Origin of the sequence: Candidatus Nitrosotenuis chungbukensis, assembly GCF_000685395.1 — an archaeon.
Taxonomy (GTDB): Archaea; Thermoproteota; Nitrososphaeria; order Nitrososphaerales; family Nitrosopumilaceae; genus Nitrosotenuis; species Nitrosotenuis chungbukensis.
On the sequence record NZ_AVSQ01000007.1, the window covers coordinates 1 to 6,860 of the forward strand.

Here is a 6,860-nt window from a genome sequence, read left to right on the forward strand (position 1 = left end):
CTGGTACTACGCTTAGGGTAACGTTGGTCCTGGTATACGCTTAGGGTAACGTTGGCTGGTACAGCTTGGGTAACGTTGGCTGGTACAGCTTGGGTAACGTTGGCTGGTACAGCTTGGGTAACGTTGGCTGGTACAGCTTGGGTAACGTTGGCTGGTACAGCTTGGGTAACGTTGGCTGGTACAGCTTGGGTAACGTTGGCTGGTACAGTAGACTCAATCGTCTGTAAATTAGTTGATTGTGGATCAGATGTTAATTCATTATCTAATTGGATATGAGGTGTTTGATCAGAATGATCAGCATAAGCCTCTTTAATCCAATATGATTTCGAGATGGAAATTGGGGAAGCAATTCCCGATGATAATAGAATAGAGATGAAAACTAGAGATAAAATTCGGTTATAGTTTTGAATTCGGATTTTTGGATTTTCAGATCTTACCATTATGTAAAAGGCTACAACTGCAAAAATGAAGAGCAGTGATGATGATTGTTGTTCAAATGAATCTCCAACATATTGTATATTGTTTTCAACATCATCAAATACAAATTTAGTTAGAATAGAATAGATAACTGGTTGTAATTCAATTAGATCAACATCAGATTTAGATGTAAGAAAGGTTTGGATTCTAGATAAAATTTGTTCAAAGTTGTCATCAGCGGAATCACTCAAACTATCAGACAGGTATCCAATAGTATTATGATATGCTGATGCAGTTACAAATGGAGATGCCACATCAGATATCTTGTCAAAGTTAAATTTTCTTTGATTAAAGACCCGCTCCAAGATTGCCTGGTTGTTATTGTGTTTTAACAAGTAGATCTGATTATCAGAACCGTCATTGTTAGACACTGTCATTTGCTCCATGATGGAAAGTCTAGATGTGTATTCAACAGCTGGCTTTTTGATTAAGTTCAATGATACTTCTTGATTTCCGAATTGATGTGAGCTTTCATCCACTTGTACTTTGAAATCTTTTGTCAGCGTTGAAACAGACTGTTGTTCAACAAACGTAATCGGTTTAATTTGTGTTTCATGATTTGGTAACGTTTCACTAAATGATGAGCTAAACGATGAGATAACTAAAACAAAAACTAATGATAAGGAAGCAATTTTCGCACCTTCCAATGTTACCACATTCCGTAATTATGAGCAATGCAAAATAATTAAGTCTTCATCAGATCAGCGATCTGTTTTTTGTTGTTTTATCAAGTTCGCTTATATGGATATTCCCTCATACAGAAGGTCCTTTTGCGATCTACAAAATAGATGATGATCCATTTGCACTATGGGTATAGTTTGTCAGATAAATTTACTCAACAGTTGATTATAATGCACTTCGTCAATTAAGAATCAAATCCTAAACAATTGCGCATGACCAGCTTCGAGAAGAATTGGGCACGTCAAGAGACTGCAGGTATAACAGAAAAATTACGAGATTCTGTTAAGCCACAGGGAGCTTTGAAACCAAGAATTCAGACAGCAGTAAACAAACTGCAACTCCAAATTTCTAAAATGGATTCAATGCTTAACAAATTGCACGAACGTGACGCTCAACTTTTCAAACGAATCGTAGCTGCAATGCAACAACACGACACAAGCGCAAGTCGAGTATTATCAAATGAATTAGCTGAAATACGCAAAGTCACAAAAATGCTCAGCAACGCAAGAATGGCACTAGAACAAGTACAATTGCGTCTGACTACAATACACGACTTGGGAGATGCTATGGTCGCAATAGGTCCAGCAATGTCTACCATGAAGGGTCTAAAATCATCACTTGGACGATTCATGCCAGAAGCAGACTCTGAACTGAACGCAATGACACAAACACTCAGTGGTCTGATGATGGATTCACTTGCAGGGGATGCATTCAATGTTGATTCAGATATCTCAAGTGAAGAGACAGAAAGAATCTTGCAGGAAGCATCAGCAGTTGCAGAACAGCAAATCGGGGACAGATTCCCATCAGTTCCCTCACCTTCCGGACTTTCGTCACAATCAAGCTCCACACTCGAGTAAAGAGTTTGAAAGACGAAAAGTTCTTTTTGTTTTCTTATATCAAGATGTAAATCATTTTATTGATCAATATTATAAATTACAATTCATATTCATAGCACTGACTTAATTTTGAGAACTATTGAATATCATCGCATTACAGATTAGATTATAACTTCTTAAAAAAATTTTATATGATTAACACTCAAGAAAAAGTAACTGATAGAAAATAACTAAACAAACTAAAATCATGGATAATTAAAGTTAGTTTTTTGAATTAAATGTGATAACAATATGTGCCTGATTTATCTCATTTTTATTGAAACGATAAGTGTAGAGTAATTTCTATGATCTCTATGAAGGTAATGTAATTTCTTACTGTATTGTTATAATATCTTAGTTTTAATAAGAAATATTCTGTTAGTAAAAGATGTATTCAGTTCTCTACACTTGTCAAGATCATTACATTATCAATACAGACAAATATGTAGAAATTCTAAAAATATGACGGACAATTTTATTGCATAATGAAATATGTATTAAAAAAGTTGATACAGTAATACAATATTCAAAAATATGCTGCATCCAATGTGTTATATGTAAAAATTGTTTTAAGATATTATAGAATAGCATCTACTATAATCCGGAATTAATTACTACTTCCCACTTCAATACTCCAAATAGGAAATGATTTTGTTTGTATTGATAATTCTAACTTTATGATAATAGTTGTATGCGTTAGAAATTTTATAAGATTAATGATGTATCACGCCTATTATTAGTTAAAATGAAAAGACTGATTTATCACTCAACATCGACTTTGCTTCTAAAAATATTTTATTCCATTGATCCCATCTCAGCCTACCTGTCTGGGTATTCTGTCTACTTGGATGATAGCTGCAAAGTATGGTTTTGCCGCCATATGAAAAATTATTACCATGAAAAAATTTTTGCTGCTTAACTCCAAGTATGGATTTTAAGGCATCAAATGCTATCTTACCAAGACATATTATCACTTTGACGTTTTTTAAAAGAAACAATTCCTCATAAAGATAATCAGAGCAAGTGTTGATTTCTTCTTTGGTAGGTTTGTTTTGTGGTGGTGCACACTTTACTGCTGCAGTGATATACGCATTAATCAGCTCAAAGCCATCATTTTTTTTCAGACTTGTGGATTTTGTTGCAAAGCCATTATCGTATAGAACTTTGGCTACCCAATCCCCAGAACTATCACCGGTAAACATCCTCCCTGTTCGATTACCGCCGTGAGCCGCAGGCGCCAATCCTATAATGAGTAATTTTGCTTTTGGATCACCAAAACCACTCAATGGTTTTCCCCAGTATTTTTCATGAGTGTATCGTTTTACTTTAACATGTGCCACATTTTTGATATAATTAGAAAGCCTAGGACATTTTTGACACTGTATGATTTTTTTATTTATTTTAGAGACTGATGGTTGTATCAATGTTTTATTTGTAGTTTATTTTACCATTTCTCATTTTAACTTGTGTCAGGTACACTATCAGCATGGTTGATAAAAATAAAGAAAGTATGGGAAGATCAAACTCTGGTAGAGATTTGTCAGGGGAATATATTTCGCCCCAGACGTTTGGATTTGGTATAGTGTTTGAGTTTTCTAATTTGATATTTTCAGGATATGTGTATGATTTTTTCAAGTGCCCATCATACACCAGAAAGTAGAATCCATAAACGCTTTTTCTTCCAATAAGATCGGTTGGGATTCTAAATTCATAGCTTGGGTGTGGTATTGGAGTATATCGATCATTTGTATCAGATATCGCACTTATGCCTACAAAGTCAATTGGGTTTGAAATTTTTTGAAAATAATTATCGCTGAGTGATGTCTCATTGCCATTATAGACTGAATTGTCTTTTCCCTTAAGCCATGTCATAAAACAATAATCATCAGAGTTTGGAATTGCGGTTTTGTCGTTTTTTGTATCAAAGCAGATAACAGCATGATCATTTAGTTCATCCAAGTGATAATCGGTTATCGCGTCCAGAAATATGTAAACAAAATCACCCTGATGTGCACTTCGTAAAACAATTTGTTGTTCGTCATCATAAGAATATGTATTAAGACTTGATGCTTTCCATTCAAACTCATGAGTCCATTTTCCATCAAAAATTATTTTATCTAACGTACCTGAGACAGTTATTGGTATAGGTTCAAAGGCATAAGCAATGCTAAACCCAGAAAAAATCAGTAGAAAGAGAGATGCGCATAGTAGCAATTCAACATTTTTACATAAAAAAAATCAAAATATGTCTTTTGGATAAAAGATGGCCAATCATAGCTAAAAGTGCCAATTTGGCAAGAATTTATTTAAAAAAAGTCCATAATCGATATATAGCGTAAAAGGATCTATATCTCAATGAAATATAGTACGACTATACTGTTTGGAGTCTCCCTAGCAGTTGTAGCTGGCCTGTTTGGTTCTGGCATTTTTGGACTAACCATAACAAAGGCGGATCAAGCTAGTCTTGGTACGACCGGATTATTTACAGGACATGTAACTACAACACTAACAGACTCTGAAGGTAATATCAAAGAATACAGACAAAGCGACAACTTGATTGTCAATCAAGGAGAGAACTGTGCACTAAAGCTACTGTTCCAAGCAGTGCCTGCAGCAGTATCAGCTGCTGGTAATGTTTGTACAGGAGCAAATACCATAGGATTCAGATACATTGAGATCGGAAACGTTAGCGCAACACAGTCAGGTACTCCCGCTGCACCACTAGCCACTGATGTCAGACTCTATGGTTCACACAATAACACTGGAAATGCTGGTAATAATCCAGGTCTTCTAAGAAAAGAAGCAACTACAATTACATGGACCAACTCAACTCTCTCATCAGGACAAGCACAAGTAGTATTGGCAGCAACATTCACAAACTCTGGCACCAGTTCCAAAACTGTAAACGAGTCAGGTTTGTTCAACAACACAGCAGCTAACTTCCAAACTGATGGAATGTTTGCAAGACAAGTGTTTTCGACAATCACAATGGCACCTAGCGACTCACTGACAGTCCAATGGACTATCAACGTGGGTGGAACAACAACCTTCAACTAGTCAATTACGACTCAATCTTTTTTATTTTTGTTTATGTAGTATGATATTATTTACTAAAAGATTTTTTTGCTTTTCTATATCCATGACTAAATGACTTGTCATATAATTTGGAGTATTCATACGACTTTGGCTGTATTACATCTCCAATCATTACTATAGCAGTTCGCGTGATTTTTTCTGCCCATACTTTCTTTACAATGTCTCCCAGGGTTCCAATAACAATTTTTTGATCAGGCCAGCTTGCCCTATACACAACTGCAGCAGGTGTTGATTTTGGATAGCCTCCCTCAATTGTCTGTTTTACAATATCTTGCAATAGATGAACGCTGAGATAGAAAATCATGGTTGATTTATGCTTGGCAAGCTCTGAAATTCGTTCCTGTTTTGGAACAGCAGTGCGCTTTTCTGCCCTGGTTATTATGATTGTTTGAGTTATTCCAGGCAGGGTCAATTGGAGCCCCAAGGCCGCAGAGGATGCCAGAAAAGACGTAACACCGGGAATTATTTCAAACTCGATTCCCTCCTTTTGCAAGTTGTCAGTTTGTTCCCGAATTGCACCATATATCGCAGGATCCCCATCGTGTAATCTAATGACTAGTTTGCCTTTTTTCGCATTATTCCTTAAAATTTCAAAGATTTCTTCACGAACAAGACCCGCGGCATCATGCAGTTTTGCTTTTTTGCATGTCTTGAGTATTTGATCAGGGATTAAAGAGCCAGAATATACCACGACGTCTGCCTTTTGCAGTAATTTTTTTGCTTTTACTGTGATCAGGTCAGGATCTCCTGGACCACAGCCGACAAAGTAAACCTTAGACACGTTTTACCACCATGATGGAAAAATATTTCGTAGTCATTGTTGATTCACTTACTTCGCCTAGTTTCATTTTTCTTACAATTTCATTTGGAGTGCCAAGGTCTTGTCCGATTGCAAATATCGAATCATCGGAAAATCCAGCTTCTTTAAGCAGATTGATGACCTGATCAAAGTATCTGCCATCTTTGAGAAATATCATAGTGTCGCAGTTTCTTGCAGTTTCCTTTACTCTTGATAGATCATAACAGGAGGGAATAACTGCCATGGTCTCAGCTCCTTCTGCAAGACTGATTCCAACCTTTGATGCAAATGTAAACATTGAGACAATTCCAGGAATGACGGAGATTTTGATTTGTGGGAATTTGTTTTGAAGTTCTCTGTTTAGGTATATCCACGTACTGTAAAGATAAGGATCACCAACCGTAAGATATACAACTTTTTTTCCCTCGAGTACCTTTTGAGCTAAAATTTTGGTGTTGTTCTCCCATGTGGTTTCCAGTGTTTCTTTGTCTTTTACCATCGGAAAGACAAGATTTACTATTTCTGGATTTTTTGATTTTTCTATGATTGATTCCACTACAGAAAGAGCAATGCTTGGTTTTCCTTCCTTTGCTGTAGGACACATTATTACTTCGGCCTCCTTTATCGCCTTGACTGCCTTAACTGTCAATAATTCTGGGTCACCTGGACCGCATCCTACGCAAATCAAATCATGCATGTTTTGAATCAAAATTTTCCCAGTTAAAAGCTTGATTGAGCTAGTTTTTTGTTGCAGATATCACCATGACTGGATTTCTTGCAAGCATCATTGTTCCAGTCGATGTCTTTTTACTTTTTGATATGGTAATTTGGGTCATGTCAACAGAACTAAAATTCAATTTGTTCATCGTTTCCATAACAGAATAAAGTGTCTCAATGAGGATTACGCCAACAACAATTCTTGCACCTGG

General features: G+C 36.2%; 6 protein-coding genes and 2 pseudogenes. 2 read left to right on the forward strand and 6 right to left on the reverse strand.

Going from position 1 to position 6,860, the window contains the following annotated elements:
- A pseudogene (locus NKMY2_RS10610) lies at nucleotides 1–1,133 on the reverse strand (hypothetical protein); the annotation flags it as partial.
- A gap of 237 nt (nucleotides 1,134–1,370) precedes the next feature.
- On the opposite strand from NKMY2_RS10610, the gene NKMY2_RS01740 reads away from it, so the two are divergent.
- Nucleotides 1,371–2,018: a Snf7 family protein gene (locus NKMY2_RS01740; protein WP_042683917.1), complete on the forward strand. Its 648-nt coding sequence runs from the start codon at nucleotides 1,371–1,373 to the stop codon at nucleotides 2,016–2,018.
- A 758-nt stretch (nucleotides 2,019–2,776) separates the two neighbouring features.
- Here NKMY2_RS01740 and NKMY2_RS01745 read toward each other — a convergent pair.
- Nucleotides 2,777–3,322, reverse strand: a complete 546-nt coding sequence (locus NKMY2_RS01745) for a uracil-DNA glycosylase (protein ID WP_320408944.1) — start codon at nucleotides 3,320–3,322, stop codon at nucleotides 2,777–2,779.
- Between the two features lie 142 nt (nucleotides 3,323–3,464).
- Complete coding sequence (locus tag NKMY2_RS01750) at nucleotides 3,465–4,250, reverse strand: hypothetical protein (RefSeq protein WP_042683919.1); 786 nt, start codon at nucleotides 4,248–4,250, stop codon at nucleotides 3,465–3,467.
- 141 nt (nucleotides 4,251–4,391) lie between these two features.
- On the opposite strand from NKMY2_RS01750, the gene NKMY2_RS01755 reads away from it, so the two are divergent.
- Nucleotides 4,392–5,093 (forward strand): hypothetical protein, encoded by a 702-nt coding sequence (locus NKMY2_RS01755; protein ID WP_042683920.1) that lies wholly within the window; start codon nucleotides 4,392–4,394, stop codon nucleotides 5,091–5,093.
- 46 nt (nucleotides 5,094–5,139) lie between these two features.
- On the opposite strand, the gene cobM is transcribed toward NKMY2_RS01755, so the two are convergent.
- The 3 genes and pseudogenes from cobM to NKMY2_RS01770 all read right to left on the reverse strand — a co-directional run.
- The gene (gene cobM, locus NKMY2_RS01760; protein ID WP_042683921.1) at nucleotides 5,140–5,913 is read right to left on the reverse strand and encodes a precorrin-4 C(11)-methyltransferase; all 774 of its coding nucleotides are present in this window, start codon (nucleotides 5,911–5,913) and stop codon (nucleotides 5,140–5,142) included.
- Nucleotides 5,906–6,628, reverse strand: coding sequence for a precorrin-2 C(20)-methyltransferase (gene cobI, locus NKMY2_RS01765; protein WP_042683923.1), 723 nt, complete (start codon nucleotides 6,626–6,628; stop codon nucleotides 5,906–5,908). The genes cobM and cobI overlap by 8 nt, the downstream gene beginning before the upstream one ends.
- 40 nt (nucleotides 6,629–6,668) lie before the next feature.
- A pseudogene (locus tag NKMY2_RS01770) lies at nucleotides 6,669–6,860 on the reverse strand (precorrin-6Y C5,15-methyltransferase (decarboxylating) subunit CbiT); the annotation flags it as partial.